16 protein-coding genes are annotated in these 16,310 nt (G+C 58.3%); 8 read left to right on the forward strand and 8 right to left on the reverse strand.

Going from position 1 to position 16,310, the window contains the following annotated elements; all coding sequences use genetic code 11:
- Positions 1-5: 5 nt before the first annotated feature.
- Complete coding sequence (locus GTU76_RS07550) at positions 6-173, forward strand: DUF2474 domain-containing protein (protein WP_007909751.1); 168 nt, start codon at positions 6-8, stop codon at positions 171-173.
- A 71-nt stretch (positions 174-244) separates the two neighbouring features.
- Here GTU76_RS07550 and GTU76_RS07555 read toward each other — a convergent pair whose 3' ends face one another.
- Both GTU76_RS07555 and GTU76_RS07560 read right to left on the reverse strand, forming a co-directional pair.
- Positions 245-1,369 (reverse strand): methyltransferase, encoded by a 1,125-nt coding sequence (locus GTU76_RS07555; protein ID WP_180698356.1) that lies wholly within the window; start codon positions 1,367-1,369, stop codon positions 245-247.
- Between the two features lie 178 nt (positions 1,370-1,547).
- Positions 1,548-2,258, reverse strand: coding sequence for an autoinducer binding domain-containing protein (locus GTU76_RS07560; protein ID WP_016986179.1), 711 nt, complete (start codon positions 2,256-2,258; stop codon positions 1,548-1,550).
- 317 nt (positions 2,259-2,575) lie between these two features.
- Here GTU76_RS07560 and GTU76_RS07565 point away from each other — a divergent pair, with 317 nt between their 5' ends.
- Complete coding sequence (locus GTU76_RS07565) at positions 2,576-3,352, forward strand: ferredoxin--NADP reductase (protein ID WP_016986180.1); 777 nt, start codon at positions 2,576-2,578, stop codon at positions 3,350-3,352.
- A gap of 44 nt (positions 3,353-3,396) precedes the next feature.
- Here the strand turns inward: GTU76_RS07565 and mscL are convergent, their stop codons facing one another.
- Complete coding sequence (mscL, locus tag GTU76_RS07570; protein WP_016986181.1) at positions 3,397-3,810, reverse strand: large-conductance mechanosensitive channel protein MscL; 414 nt, start codon at positions 3,808-3,810, stop codon at positions 3,397-3,399.
- A 287-nt stretch (positions 3,811-4,097) separates the two neighbouring features.
- On the opposite strand from mscL, the gene katB reads away from it, so the two are divergent.
- Genes katB through radA form a run of 3 tightly spaced genes read left to right on the forward strand, consistent with a single transcriptional unit; the run spans position 4,098 to position 7,647 of the window.
- On the forward strand, positions 4,098-5,639 hold the full coding sequence (katB, locus tag GTU76_RS07575; RefSeq protein ID WP_180698357.1) for a catalase KatB: 1,542 nt from the start codon (positions 4,098-4,100) through the stop codon (positions 5,637-5,639).
- Between the two features lie 60 nt (positions 5,640-5,699).
- The gene (locus tag GTU76_RS07580) at positions 5,700-6,236 is read left to right on the forward strand and encodes an ankyrin repeat domain-containing protein (protein WP_180698358.1); all 537 of its coding nucleotides are present in this window, start codon (positions 5,700-5,702) and stop codon (positions 6,234-6,236) included.
- A gap of 43 nt (positions 6,237-6,279) precedes the next feature.
- The gene (radA, locus tag GTU76_RS07585) at positions 6,280-7,647 is read left to right on the forward strand and encodes a DNA repair protein RadA (protein WP_007909773.1); all 1,368 of its coding nucleotides are present in this window, start codon (positions 6,280-6,282) and stop codon (positions 7,645-7,647) included.
- A gap of 120 nt (positions 7,648-7,767) precedes the next feature.
- Here radA and GTU76_RS07590 read toward each other — a convergent pair whose 3' ends face one another.
- Positions 7,768-8,136, reverse strand: a complete 369-nt coding sequence (locus GTU76_RS07590) for a PilZ domain-containing protein (protein WP_175553163.1) — start codon at positions 8,134-8,136, stop codon at positions 7,768-7,770.
- Between the two features lie 159 nt (positions 8,137-8,295).
- Here GTU76_RS07590 and GTU76_RS07595 point away from each other — a divergent pair, with 159 nt between their 5' ends.
- The 3 genes from GTU76_RS07595 (at position 8,296) to yjiA (ending at position 11,709) form a co-directional block, all read left to right on the forward strand.
- Positions 8,296-10,362 carry a carbon starvation CstA family protein gene (locus tag GTU76_RS07595; RefSeq protein WP_180698359.1) on the forward strand — a complete coding sequence of 689 codons (2,067 nt, stop codon included), beginning with the start codon at positions 8,296-8,298 and terminating at the stop codon, positions 10,360-10,362.
- Positions 10,363-10,377: 15 nt separating this feature from the next.
- On the forward strand, positions 10,378-10,575 hold the full coding sequence (locus tag GTU76_RS07600; protein ID WP_003228401.1) for a YbdD/YjiX family protein: 198 nt from the start codon (positions 10,378-10,380) through the stop codon (positions 10,573-10,575).
- Between the two features lie 162 nt (positions 10,576-10,737).
- Positions 10,738-11,709 carry a GTPase gene (gene yjiA / locus GTU76_RS07605; RefSeq protein ID WP_175553164.1) on the forward strand — a complete coding sequence of 324 codons (972 nt, stop codon included), beginning with the start codon at positions 10,738-10,740 and terminating at the stop codon, positions 11,707-11,709.
- A gap of 98 nt (positions 11,710-11,807) precedes the next feature.
- On the opposite strand, the gene GTU76_RS07610 is transcribed toward yjiA, so the two are convergent.
- The 4 genes from GTU76_RS07610 to glyA form a co-directional block, all read right to left on the reverse strand.
- Positions 11,808-12,518 carry a GntR family transcriptional regulator gene (locus tag GTU76_RS07610; protein WP_180698360.1) on the reverse strand — a complete coding sequence of 237 codons (711 nt, stop codon included), beginning with the start codon at positions 12,516-12,518 and terminating at the stop codon, positions 11,808-11,810.
- Between the two features lie 19 nt (positions 12,519-12,537).
- Positions 12,538-13,242 (reverse strand): FCD domain-containing protein, encoded by a 705-nt coding sequence (locus GTU76_RS07615; RefSeq protein WP_180698361.1) that lies wholly within the window; start codon positions 13,240-13,242, stop codon positions 12,538-12,540.
- A gap of 83 nt (positions 13,243-13,325) precedes the next feature.
- Entirely contained in the window at positions 13,326-14,639 is a 1,314-nt protein-coding gene (locus GTU76_RS07620; protein WP_150694652.1) for a C4-dicarboxylate transporter DctA, read from the reverse strand.
- Between the two features lie 275 nt (positions 14,640-14,914).
- Positions 14,915-16,168, reverse strand: coding sequence for a serine hydroxymethyltransferase (glyA, locus tag GTU76_RS07625; RefSeq protein WP_007909785.1), 1,254 nt, complete (start codon positions 16,166-16,168; stop codon positions 14,915-14,917).
- Positions 16,169-16,310: the final 142 nt, after the last annotated feature.

The following is a 16,310-nucleotide window of genomic DNA, read 5'->3' on the forward strand; positions in this document are numbered from 1 at the left end:
AAACAATGCCCGGCAAACATTCCCTGCACGACATTGAAGAAGCCGAAAAAAAACCGCTGTGGCAGCGGCTCGGCTGGTTGGCCTTGATCTGGGTCGGTAGCGTCGGCGTGCTGTTTATCGCCGCCAGCCTGATGCGCATGTTCATGAACGCTGCAGGCCTGACGACTCACTGAAACACCCCGTCCCGGCGCCTTCGGGTACGGCTTTGCAACCCTCCTCGCGGAGGGTTTTTTTTGCCTGAAGGTTACTTGCGCGCCTTGAGGATCACGAATTTCGGTGTGGCCGCCACTTGCTCGACACCGCGAAACAGGCGCGCCAGTTTGCTGTGATAACCCAGATGGCGATTGCCGACGATATACAGCGCGCCGCCCACCACCAGCGCCTCGCGCGCCTGCTGGAACATGCGCCAGGCAAGAAAGTCGCCGACCACTTGCTGCTGATGGAATGGCGGATTGCACAGCACCACGTCCAGCGATTGCGGCTCCTGACCGGCCAGACCATCACCTGCACGCACCGTCACGTCGCGATCACCGAGTGCAATACGCCAGTTTTCGGCAGCCGATTGCACGGCCATGAATGACTCGTCGACCAGCGTGTATTGCGCCTGGGGGTTTTGCAGGGCGCTGGCAATAGCCAGCACACCGTTGCCGCAACCCAGATCGGCAACGCGTGCATCACCAAGGTTCTTCGGCAAATGCGGGAGAAAGGCGCGAGTGCCGATGTCCAGACCTTCACGACAGAACACGTTGGCGTGGTTGAGCAACTCAATGGCCGGATCGTCGAGGCGATAACGAGACGGGTAGGGCGACACTGCTGGCGCTTTTGCCTCAGGGGTGGCGATCAGCAGGCGGGCTTTTTTCACTGCCAGTGAGGCTTGTACGGTACCGATGTAGCGCTCCAGCAGGTCGCCCGCGGCGCGCGGCAGATGCTTGACCATCGCTGCTGCGATCACCTCGGCGCCGGGGGCCAATTGCCCTTGCAGGCGAATCAGCTGTTCTTCCAGCAGGGCCAGGGTTTTCGGCACGCGGATCAGCACCCGGTCGAACGGCCCGACCAACGGCTCACTGGCCGGGACACCGCGAATCGCATCAAATGCCTGGCCGTTGCGCAGCAGGTTCTTTTCCAGTCCCTGAAAGCCCAGAAACGAATCGCCGCTGCTGGTGACGGCAACCTTGCCCAGCAGGCTCGCCGCCAGCGCACCGAAACTGTCGTTGAGCACCAATACCCGCGTGTCAGTTGTCGGCTGCTGCGCTGCCAGATGGTTGAGCAGGTATTCATCGGCGGCATCGAACGCTTGCAACGGTTCGTTCTGCTGTTCGGGCTGGCGGATCAGGTCGAGTTGGGCGAAGGGTGTATCGAGCAAAGGCATGGGGCGGGGACTCAGGATAATCGAGGAGTGTCCCGCAGCCAGCGGGAGCTTGCGGCGGAACCCGACCGAGTGGACTGCAACGCGAGGAAGACTGCGCCATCACTCAGGAAGGGCGTAAATGTTACGTTTTTTTCGTCGGGAATACCCGCATGTTTTAAACCGTTGCAAGGCCTCGCATCTAGATGATGCCAGCTCTGGCTGCCGCAATGACGGCAGAGATCTTGTTGCAGACGTTGAGCTTCTCGATCACGTTTTGCACGTGGTAGTTCACGGTGCGTTCGCTCAGGCTAAGAATCTTGGAGATTTCGTAGGCGGTCTTGCCCCCGGCGGATAACTGCAGAATCTCCAGCTCTCGGGGGGAGAGATGCGGCTGTCGGGTCTTGGCTGCCATGGGGAGTGTGCGGGCGAATAATTCGCTCAAATGACTGGCTGCATAAAAGATGTAGCCGAAATGCTCATATAACTCGAGTGGGCTGATCGGGCAATGCTTGCGCGCCAGACTGAGAATGCTGCAAAAGCCGCTTGCCTCATGATGGAACGATTGTGACCAGCCATGCTGCAGACCTTGTTCTTGCAAGCCCTGCCAAAGTCGCGGTGCGTTGGAAAACAGCGTTTCATTCCAGATCACCGGCATCATTGAGTGATTGCAGTGTGCTATTACCGGGTCAACTTCAGAGTAGTGCAATTGCTCATATTGTTCATTCCATTGGGTGGGGTAGTTATTGATTTGCAGGGCATTCGTCTTTGTTACTTGCCTTGGTGAAGTGACTGATATTGCAAAGAAATTAAATCCCAGGTTTTCGGCAAATCTCAGCAGTATCGGGTAGGCAGTATCAATACCTTTGGCGAAAGTCAGTTGCTTTAACTGTGACTCCTTCCACGTTTCCATTAAAAGTGCTCCGTGCAATGTCTGGGGTGCTTGTTGGATCCAACGGGATTAGCACGCAAACGAGTGTAGGACGTTTCCTACTTTGCGTTTTGATTTTTTTGCTCTTAAAGGGAGGGGCAACTGCATAACGTGATCTTAAGTACGTGGTGTTATATGTGACTTGTCATCTTTGACTGTTTTTATTAGCAAGTGACGTTTGACAAGACTTGTACAATTCTTGAAAGGTAGTTGAATGCGCGCAATATCATTACAAAACAGTGGTGTTTAAGAGTGCGGCTTTGCGCGAAACTGGGGGCAATCGTTGAATGGAGTGCCTCATGACAGCCAGCGTAGAGAATTTCACCTGCCAGACCTTGCTTGACGTAAAACCCTTGACGCCCAGCCTGTTCACCTTGCGAACCACCCGTGACGCGGGATTTCGTTTTCGGGCCGGGCAGTTCGCCCGGCTCGGTGTGATCAAGGCTGATGGCAGTACAGTTTGGCGTGCCTATTCCATGGTGTCCTCACCGTTCGATGAGCACCTGGAATTCTTTTCCATTGTGGTGCCCGGTGGTGAATTCACCAGTGAACTGAGTCGACTTGAAGTCGGAGATACGCTGCTGGTGGATCGGCAGGCGTTTGGCTATCTGACTCTGGATCGTTTCGTCGATGGCCGGGATTTGTGGCTGCTGTCCACCGGTACGGGAGTGGCGCCGTTCCTGTCGATTCTGCAGGACTTTGAAGTCTGGGAAAGATTCGCACGGATCATTCTGGTGTATAGCGTCCGGGAGGCGCGCGAACTGGCGTACCAGTCATTGATTGCGGGTCTGGCACAGCGCGATTATCTGACGGAACACATCCACAAACTGCAATTCATCCCGACCGTCACGCGAGAGTCACACCCTGGCGCGCTGGCTGGGCGGATTACCACGCTGATCGAAAACGGCGAGCTTGAGAGCGCCGCAGGCGTGGAGCTTTCGGCCGAACACTCCCGAGTCATGCTGTGTGGCAATCCGCAGATGATTGACGACACTCGCGCCTTGCTGAAAAAACGGCACATGAGCCTCAGCCTGACCCGTCGGCCTGGCCAGGTGGCGGTGGAAAACTACTGGTAAACAAACGGCGCCTCGCAGGCGCCGTTGTGTTTTGTGCCGAAGGTTCAGGGCTGTGTATTTTGTGCCTTGAGCAAATCGCGGATCTCGCCCAGCAATTCCTCTTCCTTGGTCGGAACCGGTGGCAGGGTAGGGGCCACGGCTTCTTCGCGTTTCAGACGGTTGATGGCTTTGACACCCATGAAAATGGCGAAGGCAACGATGATGAAGTCGAGCACAGTCTGCAGGAACTTGCCGTAAGCCAATACCACCGCCGGGCTGTCTCCCACTGCGGCCTTAAGCGTAATGGCCAGGTCACTGAAGTCCACCCCGCCGATCAGCAGGCCGATTGGCGGCATGATCACGTCGCCGACAAACGATGAAACGATCTTGCCGAAGGCGGCACCGATGATGATACCGACGGCCATGTCGACCACATTGCCTTTGACCGCGAAGGCCTTGAACTCACTTAGCACGCCCATAGGTTATTTCCTTGTTACAGATGAGTTTGGTGTACGCAGTGTAAATCAGCAAAACGCGTCCTGCGCGAAACACCTTCTTACAATGCCCGTTTTTATCGACACATTAATCGACGATTAGTTTGCAAAGTGCCACCAATCGCGCGCGTTATATCCGGTAACCCGCTGATCAGAAAGCCAATTTTATCAATCATGGCGTTACGTTCTTTCTATTTATGTTCGACGTCGCAGGCCTCTAGCCTTGGGTTGGCGCATCTGGATGCGCCCCAAAACAACCAGAGGATCCTGATATGAACTCCGCACTTGGACTGGGGGCTTTTCCCCGTCGCCGTACCTTCGGTGTACTCACCGCCAGCTTGCTGGCCTTCTCCGTTAACGCCGCGCCGCTGACCCGCGATAACGGTGCCGCAGTGGGCGACAATCAGAACTCACAGACTGCCGGCGCCAACGGTCCGGTGCTGCTGCAGGATGTGCAACTGATTCAGAAGTTGCAGCGTTTTGACCGTGAACGCATTCCCGAGCGCGTGGTTCACGCTCGCGGTACCGGCGCCCATGGCACCTTCACCGTGACCAACGATCTTAGCGACTTGAGCAAGGCCAAGGTGTTCGCCGCCGGCCAGAGTACGCCGGTATTTGTGCGCTTCTCTGCGGTGGTGCACGGCAATCACTCGCCGGAAACCCTGCGTGACCCACGGGGTTTCGCCACCAAGTTCTACACGGCCGATGGCAACTGGGATCTTGTCGGTAACAATTTCCCGACCTTTTTCATCCGTGACGCGATCAAGTTTCCCGACATGGTGCACGCCTTCAAACCCGACCCACGGACTAACCTCGATGACGATTCGCGTCGCTTCGACTTCTTCTCCCATGTACCGGAGGCCACTCGCACGCTGACCGAGCTGTATTCGAATTCGGGAACTCCCGCCAGTTATCGAGAGATGGACGGCAATGGTGTGCATGCGTACAAGTTGATCAACGCCAAGGGCGAAGTTAACTATGTAAAGTTTCACTGGAAGAGCTTGCAGGGAATTAATAATCTGACTCCAAAGCAAGTCGCTAACGTTCAGGGTCAAGACTACAGTCACATGACCAATGACCTGGTGAGCAACATTAATAAAGGTAACTTCCCGAAGTGGGACTTGTACATTCAAGTGCTGAAACCACAAGATTTGTCCAAGTTTGATTTTGATCCATTAGACGCTACCAAGATCTGGCCGGGTATTCCTGAACGAAAAGTTGGACAAATGGTATTGAACCGCAATCCGGCGAATGTCTTCCAGGAGACCGAACAAGTGGCCATGGCGCCGGCCAATATTGTTCCGGGTATCGAACCTTCCGAAGACCGTTTGTTGCAAGGTCGAGTGTTCTCTTATGCTGATACGCAAATGTATCGCCTGGGTGCCAATGCGCTGCAGTTGCCTATCAATGCGCCGAAAGTTGCCGTGAATAATGGTAATCAGGATGGCGCGATGAACTTCGGCGCCAGCAACAGCGGCGTGAACTATCAGCCGAGCCGACTGCAACCCCGTGATGAGACGCCAAGTGCGCGTTACAGCCAGGCGGCGCTGTCGGGCAGCACGCAGCAGGCGAAGATCCAGCGTGAGCAGAACTTCAAGCAAGCCGGTGATCTGTATCGCTCGTTCAGCCAGCAGGAGCGTCAGGACCTGATCGACAGCTTCGGCGGCTCACTGGCGACCACCGATGACGAGAGCAAGCACATCATCCTGTCCTTCCTTTATAAGGCCGACCCGGAATACGGGACTGGTGTGACCAAAGTGGCCAAGGGTGACCTGAGCCGGGTCAAGGCGTTGGCAGCGAAACTCGCCGACTGATCTCGACGCCGTGCAGCGCGGGGCCTGATTCGGGCCCCGTTCTGTCCAAGGAGAGTGTTTATGCGTTCCTATCTCTTGCTGTTACTCGCCTGCCTGTCCTTTACAGCGCAGGCCGGGCAAAGCCCTGAGGCGATCAAGGCACAGTTGCAGGATTACTATTTCGATGCCGCCCGGCGCGGTGACGTGCCGATGCTCGACACCTTTATCGAGTCCGGCTATTCCCTCGATACCCGCGACAGCAAAGGCTACACCGCGCTGATTCTCGCGGCTTATCACGGTCAAGCGCCGGCGGTGGAGCGGTTACTCGCTGCCGGCGCCGATGCCTGTGCGCAAGATCAACGCGGCAACACCGCGCTGATGGGGGCGATTTTCAAAGGTGAACTACAGATCGCCCGTCGCTTGATGGCCACCGATTGCAGCCCCGATCAGCGTAATAGTGCCGGGCAGACGGCAGCCATGTACGCCGGGTTGTTCAAGCGCCTGGAATTGCTCGATGCGCTCAAGGCCAAGGGCGCCGACCTCAATGCCGAAGACCCGCTGGGCAATAGCGCCGCGCGTCTGGCCAACGGCGAAATCCGCACCGTCGCGCCGCGCTGAGCGGTGGCTGCGTTATCATCGCGGTTTTTGCCGGGGGATCCAGATGGCCAAGGCCAAGCGCATGTACGGCTGCACTGAGTGCGGCGCAACCTTTCCCAAGTGGGCGGGCCAGTGCGGCGAGTGTGGCGCCTGGAACACCCTGACTGAAACCATGATCGAGAGCGGTGGTGCCACCGCGCCGACCGGTCGCACCGGTTGGGCCGGGCAGCAGGCGCAGATCAAGACGCTGGCCGAAGTCAGCATCGAAGAGATTCCGCGTTTCTCCACCGCGTCCGGTGAACTGGATCGGGTTTTGGGCGGCGGTCTGGTCGATGGTTCGGTGGTGTTGATCGGCGGTGATCCTGGCATAGGCAAATCGACGATCCTGTTGCAGACCCTGTGCAACCTCGCCAAGAGCATGCCGGCCCTTTATGTCACTGGCGAAGAGTCCCAGCAGCAAGTGGCCATGCGCGCCCGGCGCCTCGGCTTGCCCCAGGATCAACTGCGGGTGATGACTGAAACCTGCATCGAAACCATCATCGCCACGGCCCGTCAGGAAAAGCCCAAGGTGATGGTGATTGACTCGATCCAGACGATCTTCACCGAACAGCTGCAATCGGCACCTGGCGGCGTATCGCAAGTGCGCGAGAGTGCGGCGTTGCTGGTGCGTTACGCCAAGCAAAGTGGTACGGCGATTTTCCTCGTCGGCCACGTCACCAAGGAAGGCGCGCTGGCGGGGCCTCGCGTTCTCGAGCACATGGTCGACACCGTGCTGTATTTCGAAGGTGAATCCGATGGGCGTCTGCGTTTGCTGCGTGCGGTGAAAAACCGTTTCGGTGCGGTCAACGAACTCGGTGTGTTCGGCATGACCGACAAGGGGTTGAAAGAAGTCTCCAACCCCTCGGCGATTTTTCTTACCCGTGCGCAGGAAGAAGTCCCCGGCAGTGTGGTGATGGCGACGTGGGAGGGCACACGGCCGATGCTGGTGGAAGTGCAGGCGCTGGTGGATGACAGTCATCTGGCCAACCCGCGTCGGGTAACGCTGGGGCTGGATCAGAACCGTTTGGCGATGTTGCTCGCGGTTTTGCATCGCCATGGCGGCATTCCGACTCACGATCAGGATGTGTTCCTCAACGTGGTCGGTGGGGTGAAGGTGCTGGAGACGGCATCGGATCTGGCGTTGATGGCGGCGGTGATGTCGAGCCTGCGCAATCGGCCGTTGCCGCATGATCTGTTGGTGTTTGGTGAGGTCGGGCTGTCTGGTGAAGTGCGCCCGGTGCCGAGCGGGCAGGAGCGTCTGAAGGAAGCGGCCAAGCATGGCTTCAAGCGGGCGATCGTGCCGAAGGGCAATGCGCCGAAGGAATCGCCTCCGGGCTTGCAGATCATCGCCGTGACCCGCCTCGAACAGGCCCTCGACGCGCTCTTCGAATAAACCACCGACCCCTGTAGGAGTGAGCCTGCTCGCGATAGCGGTACATCAACCAACTGAAGTGTTGAATGTAAAAACGCTATCGCGAGCAGGCTCACTCCTACATTTGATCTTTGGTGGATTCTAGATCTCGATCAGGGCGCCCAATTCGCGTTCCAGCTCTTGCGGATCGGCCAGGTTCAACTCGATCAACCGCCGCAACCGCTGGATCGATTCCAGACTGATATGCCGGCAGACAAAACCCAACTGGCCGTTCTCCTCATGTGCCAGATGCACATCCATCTCGATATCGGTGTCATCGCTCAGATGAATGTCGACAAAAAAATCCTTCTCCGCATCCCCCAACCACGGCTCCGGCCGTTCGATCAGCAGCCCTTTGAGCGACAGATCAATCAACTTCACTGGCCAGATGAACTGGCCCTGACTCAGCTCGGTTCTGGCATCGAACGCAATACGTTTGAAGCGACGACGGTTGGCTGGGTGCTCGCTCATGGCGCAATCCTCATGAAGGTTCGCTGACTATAGACCGCGAATGCGGGCGCCAGCCAATCGCTAAAGCGTCTAGACCAACGTCGGGGTATGGCCTTTGGCGCCGTAAGCGCTAAACTCGGGGTGGCTGTCTTTCTTGTCCACCCTGGCTGGAATAATAAAATGAAAAATAATAATAGCCTGCTACGCCACTTACCCTGGCTAGTGCTGGCAATCGTAGGAGCGTGCGCCCTGGGCGTAGTGGCATTGCGCCGCGGCGAGGCGATCAACGCCTTGTGGATCGTGGTCGCTGCCGTGGCCATTTATCTGGTTGCGTATCGTTACTACAGCCTGTTCATCGCTAACAATGTGATGCAACTGGACCCGCGTCGGGCCACCCCCGCCGTGCTCAACAACGACGGTCTGGACTATGTGCCGACCAACAAACACATTCTTTTCGGTCACCACTTCGCTGCCATCGCTGGCGCAGGACCTCTGGTCGGCCCGGTATTGGCGGCGCAGATGGGCTACTTGCCCGGCACGCTCTGGCTGATTGCCGGCGTGGTGCTGGCGGGCGCGGTGCAGGACTTCATGGTTCTGTTCATGTCGACCCGGCGCAACGGCCGTTCCCTGGGCGACATGGTGCGTGAAGAAATGGGCCGCGTGCCCGGCACCATCGCCTTGTTCGGCTGCTTCCTGATCATGATCATCATCCTCGCGGTGCTGGCATTGATCGTGGTTAAAGCGCTGGCCGAGAGCCCATGGGGCATCTTCACCGTGATGGCAACCATCCCGATCGCGATGTTCATGGGCATTTACATGCGCTACATCCGCCCGGGTCGCATCGGCGAAATTTCCGTAGTCGGCGTGTTGCTGCTGCTCGGTTCGATCTGGCTCGGCGGGCAGATTGCTGCTGATCCGGTGTGGGCCAAGGCGTTCACCTTCACTGGCGTGCAGATTACCTGGATGCTGGTCGGTTACGGTTTCGTCGCGGCGTCGCTGCCGGTCTGGCTGATTCTGGCACCGCGTGACTACCTCTCCACCTTCCTCAAGATCGGCACCATCATCGCCCTGGCGATCGGTATTCTGGTGACCATGCCCGAGCTGAAAATGCCGGCGCTGACCCAGTTTGTCGACGGCACTGGTCCGGTGTGGAAGGGCGGTCTGTTCCCGTTCCTGTTCATCACCATCGCTTGCGGTGCGGTATCGGGTTTCCACGCACTGATTTCTTCGGGCACCACGCCGAAACTGCTGGATAACGAAACCAACGCCCGTTACATCGGTTACGGCGGCATGCTGATGGAGTCGTTCGTCGCCATCATGGCCATGGTTGCCGCGTCGGTGATCGAGCCAGGCGTGTACTTCGCCATGAACAGCCCGGCTGCCGTGGTTGGCAGTGACGTGGCATCGGTTGCGCAAGTAGTTTCCAGCTGGGGCTTTGCGATCACGCCGGAAGCGCTGCAAGCGGTGGCGCATGACATTGGTGAAACCACCATCCTGGCCCGTGCCGGTGGTGCGCCGACCCTGGCGGTCGGTATCGCGCAGATCCTGCACAGTGTCCTGCCGGGTGAAAACACCATGGCGTTCTGGTACCACTTTGCGATCCTGTTCGAAGCGCTGTTCATTCTGACGGCTGTGGATGCGGGCACTCGTGCCGGACGTTTCATGCTGCAGGACTTGCTCGGCTCCTTCGTGCCGGCGCTGAAGCGCACCGAATCGTGGACTGCCAACCTGATCGCCACCGCCGGTTGTGTGGCGATGTGGGGCTGGTTGCTGTATCAGGGCGTAATCGATCCACTGGGCGGCATCAACACCCTGTGGCCACTGTTCGGTATCTCTAACCAGATGCTGGCCGGTATTGCGCTGATGCTGGGCACCGTGGTCCTGATCAAAATGAAGCGTCAGCGCTACATTTGGGTCACCCTGTTGCCGGCTACCTGGCTGCTGATTTGCACCACGACCGCAGGCTTCATCAAGCTGTTCGATGCCAACCCGGCGATCGGCTTCCTGTCGCTGGCCAAAAAGTACAGCGATGCGCTGGCCAATGGTCAGGTGCTGGCACCGGCAAAAAGCGTCGAGCAGATGCAGCACGTGATCTTCAACGCTTACACCAACGCAACGCTCACCGCGCTGTTCCTGTTCGTGGTCTTCAGCATCCTGTTCTACGCGCTCAAGGTCGGCGTCGCCGCTTGGGGCAAAAAAGAGCGTACGGATAAAGAATCGCCATTCCAGGCCCTGCCGGATGCGTAACCAGAGGATTGCACCATGTTCAATGACCTGAGTCGCCTCGGTAAATACCTCGGTCAGGCCGCGCGCCTGATGGTCGGCATGCCCGACTACGACACCTACGTCGAGCATATGCAAACCAAGCACCCGGACAAACCGGTGATGAGCTACGAGATGTTCTTCCGCGAACGTCAGGAAGCCCGTTACGGTGGCAAGGGTGGGCCGAAGTGCTGTTGAGCTGACAGCCTGCGGTTGATGCAATCCCCTGTGGGAGCGAGCCTGCTCGCGAATACGGAGTGTCAGTTGATGAATGATTTGACTGACACACCGCTTTCGCGAGCAGGCTCGCTCCCACAGTTGTTTTTGTGTTGTTCATTCATTTTGTGAAGGGGATCTGTTTTGTCTTCTCCCATACCTGTAACGGTACTCAGCGGTTTCCTCGGCGCCGGCAAGACCACTTTGCTGCGCCATATTCTGAAAGCCGAGCACGGCCTGAAAATCGCCGTGATCGAAAACGAATTCAGCGATGCCGGCATCGACACTCAGTTGTTGGGTGATGAGCCGGTGCAAGTCATGACCCTGGCCAACGGCTGCGTCTGCTGCACCATTCACACTGATCTGACCAAAGCCTTGTACCTGCTGCTAGAACGGCTGGACAGCGGTGAAATTGCGTTCGACCGTCTGGTGATCGAGTGCACCGGGCTGGCCGATCCAGCCCCGGTGGCGCAGACCTTTTTCATCGACGAAGAACTGCGCGAGCGTTACCTGCTCGACGGCATCATCACCCTGGTCGATGCGGCGCACGCGGATGTGCACCTGACCCAAACCATTGCCCAGGCGCAGATCGGTTTTGCCGACCGCTTGCTGGTGAGCAAGACCGATCTGGTCGACGAAGCCACGTTCAACGCACTGAGCGAACGCCTGACGCGAATCAATCGCCGGGCGCCAGTCCGTGTGGTTGAACACGGCAACATCGATCTGGCAGAACTGCTGGATGTGCGCGGGTTCAACCTCAACGCTGATCTCGGCGGTGGTTTGAGCTTGCGTCCGGTGAGCAAGGCGCCGTCGATTGATCGTATTTCCAGTCTGGTATTGCGCACCGATCAGCCGCTGGATATCGATCAGCTCAGCGAGTTCATGAATGAACTGCTCGAGGAACACGGCAAGCAGTTGCTGCGTTACAAAGGCGTGCTGAACATTGCCGGTGAGGATCGGCGCTTGGTGTTTCAGGGCGTGTTGAAGCTTTATGGTTTCGACTGGGACACCGAATGGGCCGAGGGCGAGGCGCGGGAAAGCGTGATTGTGTTTATTGCTGATGATTTGCCGGAAGAGAAGATTCGGGCGGGGTTTGCCAGAGTGGTTTCTGCCTGATGGGCTTTCGGTGCCCGCAATGACGCCATCGCGAGCAGGCTCACTCCTACAGGGGAACGCATTTCAAATGTAGGAGCGAGCCTGCTCGCGAAGGCGATCTAACCGACAGCACAATGCTCAAGGTCTGAACCGAGCAGTGCCTGTTCAAGAAGATCCAAATGCCGATTCATCAGCATGCCAGCCTTGGAAGCATCGCCTCGCTCCACTGCTTCCACCAACGCCAAATGCTCCTTCCAAGCGCAACAGCTATGCGTCTGGCCCTCACTTCGCGCAATCGCCAATGATGTAAGCGGCACAAGACTGCCAAGAAAATGCGCCAACGGCGCATTCCCCGCCATCTGCGCCAAGTGCAGATGAAATTCCCCCGACAAGCGAATCGCCGCCCCACGCCGATCCTGCTCAACCGCCTGACGCTCGCGCTCGATCAACCCGCGCAAGCGTTTCAACCCTTCAGCCTGCGGGCGCTGACACGCCAGACGCACCAAGGTGTTTTCGGCCAGTCGCCGCGCATGCAGAGCCTGCCGCGTCTGCTCCCGATCAGGTGCGGCGACACGCGGCCGATGATTGGCCCGCAGCACAATGACCTGCTCAAGCGACAGCTGCGTCAGCACCCGGCGCACATCGGCGCGACTGACACAGAACATCTCTTTCAAACTGTCTTCGGTGAAGCGGCTTTCTGGATTGATGCGCTGTTCGAGAATCGCATCCAACAGTCGCGGATAAAGATCCTCCACCGGCGCCCGCAGCCGGGAAAAGGGCAGGTGCGCGGTGGTCGGCTGGGCGTGCGAGGGTGAAGCGAAACTGTTCATAGCCTGTCTCCAATAGAAATCAGCGACTCAGGTTGTCTTCCGGAATATTCAGCTCGATGCCCATGCGCTGACCTTCGCGCAAAATGTGCCGGCGCATTTCGGCGCTGGCCTGGGCGCTGTTCTTGCCGCGGATGGCGCGCACCACGGCTTCGTTTTCTTCCAGCCGTTCGGCCAGATGTTCCGGTGAGTTGCGCAGCACTTCAGCGCTCTGCTTGAGGGCGTTGCTGGTCTGTTGCACCACACTCTGGAAGATCGGATTCGAGGTCAGGGTGAACAGCTCTTCGTGGAAGGCGATGTAGGCGTTGACTCCGGCTTCGCTGTCGCCGGCTTCAAGGGCTTCGCGCATGTCCATCAGGGTCAGGCGCAACTGGCCGACTTCCTTGCTGCTGATCGACTGCGCCACCAGACCGACGATGAACGGCTCGAGGGTGTAACGTAGTTGCAGCACGTCTTCGAGGCTGGCCCCGGCGACTGCGCTGTCGTGGCTCTGGCTGTCGCCGATTTGCGCGTCGAGCACGACCACGCCTTTGCCCGGCATCGAACGCACCAGGCCCAGGGTTTCCAGGACGATCACCGCTTCACGCAAGCTCGGGCGGCTGATGCCCAGTTGCTCGGCCAGTTCACGCTGGCCCGGCAGCATGTCGCCGGAGCGCCACTGCCCACGGGCCAATGCGGCGCGCAGTTTTTCTACGACTGAGTTGACGACGGTTGATGTGGTAATCACTTGTCTTGCTCCATGTGCCCAAAGGGGCGCCGCAAACCGGGATCAAAAGATCGCCACTTGCGGCAGCGCCGATAGGGTTGAAATCAGAACTCCTGCTGGTGCGCCGGAGTTGCTGGTTTACGCGGCTGAAAGGTGTAGCCCTGCTGACCGCTGAGTACTTTGTTGGCGCGTTGTACGTCGATGTCTTTTTCCCAACGGGCGATCGCAACCGTGGCGACGCAGTTGCCGATGAGATTGGTGAGTGCCCGGCCGATGCCCATGAACCAGTCCACCGCCAACACCAGCACCAGACCGACCACCGGGATCGCCGGAATCGCTGTCAGCGTGGCCGCCAGAATCACCAGGGCCGACCCGGGAATACCGTGGGCGCCTTTGGAAGTGATCAGCGATACCAGCAGAATGGTCAGCAGGTCGGTCATGGCCAGCGGCGTGCCGGTGGCATTGGCAATGAACACGATGGCCAGGGTCAGGTAGATCGAGAAACCGTCGAGGTTGAACGAATACCCGGTCGGAATCACCAGACCCACGGTCGAGCTGCCGATGCCGAGGTGTTCGAGTTTGCGCATGATCTGCGGCAGTACCGCGTCGGACGACGCCGTGCCCATGACGATCAGCAGTTCTTCACGCAGATACTTCAACAGCGGCCACATGCGCAGGCCGGAAGCACGCATCACCAGACCGAGAATCACGCTGACGAAGGCGATGCAGGTCAGGTAGAACAAACCGACCAGGCTACCCAGATGTTGCAGGGAGTCGAGGCCATATTTGCTGGTGGTGAAAGCGATGGCGCCGAACACGCCGATCGGCGCCAGACGCACGATCATGCCCATGATGCGGAAGATCACATGGCTCAGTTCGTTGATCAGGCGCGAGATCCCGGAAGCTGCTTCGCCGACCAGATTCAACGCGCTACCGAACAGCACCGAAAACAGCAGCACTTGCAGGATGTTGTTGTCAGCGAAGGCGCCGATCACCGAGGTCGGAATCAGGTCCATCAGGAACTGCGTGGTGGTGTGCATGTGCTGGCTGCGTTCGGCGAGATCGCCCATGTCGGCCGCAGACAGTTGCTCGAGATGGATATTCGCGCCGCTGCCGATGCCGGTGCTGAAGGCGAAGACCAGGCCGATCACCAGAGCGATGGTGGTCAACACTTCGAAGTAGATCACTGACTTGAGGCCGATGCGCCCGACCTTCTTCAGATCGCCGGCGCCGCTGATGCCACTGACCACCACGCAGAACACGATGAGGCCGATGAGCATCTTGATCAGTTTGATGAAGCCGTCGCCGAGCGGTTTGAGCTGGGCCGAGTATTCAGGAAGGGTCAGCCCGCAGACGATGCCGAGCATCAGTCCGAGAACCACTTGGAGGAAGATTGAACGCGAGCACCATCTGAGCATGGGAGGAATCCTGGTCGGTGTCCTGGCTGCCGTGCGCGGGGCGCATCAGATTCAGGACTTAATTATTGTGGTCTTACCGGTATGTCCAGTGCAGGCGCAGTCTAGGCGCTGATTTTCCATGATCGCAAGTGAAAAATGACGAATTGGCATGACCGGTCTGACCAGTTGTGCGGTGAGTCCCATTCTTGAGCGGTTCACGCGTTTGAAAAAATTCAGGCGAAAAAAAACCGGCCAATCACTTGGCCGGTTTTTCATGCTGCGGGTTTAGCGTCGCATCAAGCGCCGTATACCGGCAGTTTCTTGCAGATGGCTTTGACTTTCTCACGAACGGCGTCGATCACCGCTTCGTTGTTCAGGTCAGCCAGGATGTCGCAGATCCAGCCGGCCAGCTCTTTGCACTCGGCTTGCTTGAAGCCACGAGTGGTCACAGCCGGAGTACCGAAACGCAGGCCGGAAGTGACGAACGGCGAGCGTGGATCGTTTGGCACGGAGTTCTTGTTGACGGTGATGAACGCTTTGCCCAGAGCGGCGTCGGCGTCTTTACCGGAGATGTCCTGCTTGATCAGCGACAGCAGGAACAGGTGGTTCTTGGTACCACCGGAAACCACGTCGAAACCGCGCTCGATGAACACTTCGGCCATGGCCTGGGCGTTCAGCACCACTTGTTCCTGGTAAGCCTTGAACTCAGGCTGCAGCGCTTCCTTGAAGCAGATTGCCTTGGCGGCGATCACGTGCTCCAGCGGGCCACCCTGGGCGCCCGGGAATACCGCGGAGTTCAGTTTCTTCTCGATGTCGGCGTTGGCGCGAGCCAGGATCAGGCCGCCACGTGGACCGCGCAGGGTCTTGTGCGTGGTGGTGGTCACGACGTCAGCGAAAGGCACCGGGTTCGGGTAAACACCCGCGGCAACCAGACCGGCCACGTGAGCCATGTCGACGAACAGGTAAGCGCCGACTTTGTCAGCGATGGCGCGGAAACGCGGGAAGTCGAGAATCTGCGAGTAGGCAGAGAAACCGGCCACGATCATTTTCGGCTTGTGCTCAACCGCCAGACGCTCGACTTCGTCGTAGTCGATCAGGCCGTTGGCGTCGATGCCGTACTGTACGGCGTTGTACAGCTTGCCGGAGGAGGAAACGCTGGCGCCGTGGGTCAGGTGACCACCGTGAGCCAGGCTCATGCCCAGAATGGTGTCGCCGCCTTGCAGCAGGGCCAGGTAAACAGCGGCGTTGGCTTGCGAACCGGCGTGCGGCTGAACGTTGGCGTAATCGGCGCCGAACAGTTCCTTGGCGCGGTCGATGGCCAGTTGTTCAACGATGTCGACGTACTCGCAACCACCGTAGTAACGCTTGCCTGGGTAGCCTTCAGCGTACTTGTTGGTCAGGACCGAGCCTTGAGCTTCCATCACCGCTGGGCTGGTGTAGTTTTCCGAAGCGATCAGCTCAATGTGTTCTTCCTGGCGCTGAGCTTCTTGCTCCATGGCGGCAAAAAGGTCGGCGTCGTACTTGGCAATAGTCAAATCACGGCTGAACATGGCGGTCCTCAAGGATCGGGGGCAGAAAAGGGGGGCATTCTAACCCAATGGGTTTTGGATGGCATATGAAACGACATCATGTCGCAGACAAGTGGCGTTCATGCGCAGATAGATGGTGATTGTGCCGGCCTCAAAAGATCGC

This window comes from Pseudomonas crudilactis (genome assembly GCF_013433315.1).
Lineage (GTDB): Bacteria > Pseudomonadota > Gammaproteobacteria > Pseudomonadales > Pseudomonadaceae > Aquipseudomonas > Aquipseudomonas crudilactis.